This window comes from Massilia sp. CT11-108 (genome assembly GCF_047302915.1).
Lineage (GTDB): Bacteria > Pseudomonadota > Gammaproteobacteria > Burkholderiales > Burkholderiaceae_D > Telluria > Telluria orientalis.
Genome location: NZ_JBKYMO010000631.1, coordinates 1 through 2764 on the forward strand (window position 1 = coordinate 1; position 2764 = coordinate 2764).

Here is a 2764-nt window from a genome sequence, read left to right on the forward strand (position 1 = left end):
GATTTGCTCGACGAGATTCAATCCTTGATGAGAGGCTTCGGCAGCAAGTTCACGATAAATTTTGCATGACTACTTAGTCGTACACTTTTCCGCGGCTCGGAAATTCACCGCCGAGCTGATGGTCCGGATTCAAAGTTTAATCTTAAGTGGCGAAAGATAGCGTACGGTGACACCGCTGTCGCGTAAAATTTTTAATGCAGCGCGTTGGGAAGCTAGCCAACGCTGCTCCCCGGCAAAACCTCCTGCAAATACTGCACGCTTGATGCCTGCCCATACAATTGCTCTGGCACAGTCGCTACAGGGAAAACGCGTGCAATAAATGGTGGCTCCTGATAAATCAGAGTTTGACAAATGCGCCTTGAAAATAGCTGCCCTTTCGGCATGCTCGATAAGGTGATATCGGCTCTCTTCCGTGACCGCTTCCCCGTTTCTCTGCATTTGGCTCTTTAATGCAGGAGGAAGAATATTTGCGGAACGGCTTAAAATCTTCTCTTCCTTTGTTATCACGGCACCTACAGCCGACTGTTGTACAATCTTACCTTTAGGATCATCTGTTTTCTGTCGTTCTGACAGGGCTTCAGACATAAAGTAGCTGTCAGCATCCATTTTATTTTCGAATTTATTTTCGGTCACTTTGATGTGAAGGAGGGAATTTGTTAACAAAAAGTGAAATCGCCACGCGTAGGATTGTACAGCAACCACGACAGTCCCAGCAGGCAAGTCAAAGCGGGGAACGAGACTCAACGTACGACGCGACCGTTGGTGTCATCATCAGCAACGGTAAGGAAGTGAACACCACATTCACGCTTGAGCCTAGAGGCGTTGTCTGGGTAATATCCCAAGAAGACTTCCATCTTGCTTCAGACACAACTGCCGTGGCTGCACTAAGAACTACTTGGGCACATAAAGGAATTTTTGCGCTTAATGTTGGGGTGGTTGATCCGGGATGGAAAGGGCCCGTTGCCACCGCACTTGTAAACTTTAGCACAGAAGACTTTAAAGTCAGTCCTGGCGACCCGTTTATGAGGCTTATGTTCTTTGAACATTTGCCTACTCAGGCTACATTGATACCGGAGACCCGGGATGAGTATGTAAAAAAGATCAAGAAAAATTCTCGCAATCTTTCGGATTCATTCTTGAACATGAACTCGCTCGTCGACGATGTCGCACGAAAAATCTTTAACGCTCCAAAAATTGCTGTCGTAGCCACTTGGGCCGGTGTTCTGATTGCCGTACTGGCAATATTTGTGCCTATGGCAGTTTCCGTATGGACGGGTGTTTATGATGACAGGATTGCCGTCGCGAAACTGCAGCAGCGCGTTGAACAACTCGAGAAGGAGCAGTCATCCAGAACATCGGAAACGAAGCTTGATAAGCTGAACGATAAAACTGAAGATAAGCAAGCGAGTGGGCGGGGGGCGTCAGCCAAAGAAAGCGTAAATGGCACTACTGCGCCAGTATCCCCGTGATCATAAGAACGGCTTAGATTATAGGGTGACCTAACTGTGATTTGTTAAATGCGAAGGTAGAGGTTGATTACGTGACTGGCACTGCCGCTCTCGATGAGAGCCTCAAATTTAGGACCGGGGGCATTGAGGAGCGCGCGGCCGAACAACGCGCGAGCAATACCCCTATGCCAGTCAGGCCAACACCGCGCGCACCGGCCGAAGCCAGCACAGTGTCGTTTTCACGACGTCGATTTTTTCTCGCGGCGTTAATGGCGCGTAATCCTGTCAGGATGCCGCAGCTCGTCACTGCTGGGCCAGTGGTTTCTGCATTCGTAAGACGTGAAAGGTCTCCGATATGCATACACATCCTCTTGACGGCTTTGTCGGGAGCACGGCGCGCCTGAGCGTGGCAAGGATCTAGCACGTTGCCGAAGTTTCATCGCGGCACGGGCCGATGCTGGTTCCTTACGTTCTCACCCGGCAACTGGCTGAGCATATCGGCGCGGAATTCATTATCTTCGACACGGGAGACATTTCTTGGCGAGCCATGGATTCGTCGAGTTTTCACTCGTGTACAAGACACTGATATCGCACATGCAAAGCGTTAATCGATAAGAATTACGCGGTGCGCGCATGATGTTCATCCTGAAACCCTCAGCGTTAGGCCGCCCGCGCATACCTCCCCGGCGGTTGCCCCACATGCCGCGCGAAGGCAACGGTGAACGTACTCGCGGAACTGTAGCCCACGCGCTCGGCCACCTCGGCGACGCTGCCCGCGCCGCGCCGCAGCAGGTCCTGCGCCAGCGCCATCCGCCAGGTGAGCAGGTAGGCCATCGGCGCCACCCCCACTGTGCGGCTGAAACGCTCGAAGAACGTGGAGCGCGACAGCGCCGCCACCCGCGCGAGGTCGGCCACCGTCAGCGGCGCGTCGAGGTGGGCGAGCACGTGGTCCTGGACGGTGCGCAGCACGGAATCGTCGCCCACGTACGGCGTCAGGTAAGGACTGAACTGCGATTGCCCGCCGCTGCGCTGGGTAAACACGACGAGGCGCTTGGCCACGTTCAGCGATACGTCCGCGCCGTGGTCTTCGTAGACCAGGTGCAGCGCAAGGTCGACGCCCGCCGTGACGCCGGCCGACGTATAGACCGGACCGTCGCGCACGAAAATGCGGTCCGGCTGGACGGCCACCCGCGGAAAGCGCGCGGCCATCAGCGCGACGTCGTTCCAGTGCGTGGTGGCGCGGCGGCCGTCCAGCAGGCCCGCGTGGGCGAGCAGGAACGCGCCGTTGCAGACGGACGCGATGCGGGCGCAGCGGG

3 protein-coding genes are annotated in these 2764 nt (G+C 54.9%); 1 reads left to right on the forward strand and 2 read right to left on the reverse strand.

All coding sequences use genetic code 11. The features are described 5' to 3' along the window. Positions 1-129: 129 nt before the first annotated feature. Positions 130-633, reverse strand: a complete 504-nt coding sequence (locus tag ACEN88_RS28635; RefSeq protein ID WP_413345144.1) for a deoxycytidylate deaminase — start codon at positions 631-633, stop codon at positions 130-132. A 155-nt stretch (positions 634-788) separates the two neighbouring features. On the opposite strand from ACEN88_RS28635, the gene ACEN88_RS28640 reads away from it, so the two are divergent. Then, a complete protein-coding gene (locus ACEN88_RS28640; RefSeq protein ID WP_413345146.1) occupies positions 789-1469 on the forward strand; it encodes a dCTP deaminase domain-containing protein in 681 nt (226 codons plus the stop codon). 639 nt (positions 1470-2108) lie between these two features. Here the strand turns inward: ACEN88_RS28640 and ACEN88_RS28645 are convergent. Continuing rightward, positions 2109-2764 (reverse strand): GlxA family transcriptional regulator (locus ACEN88_RS28645; RefSeq protein WP_413345148.1); only part of this gene is annotated, 656 nt, incomplete at its 5' end.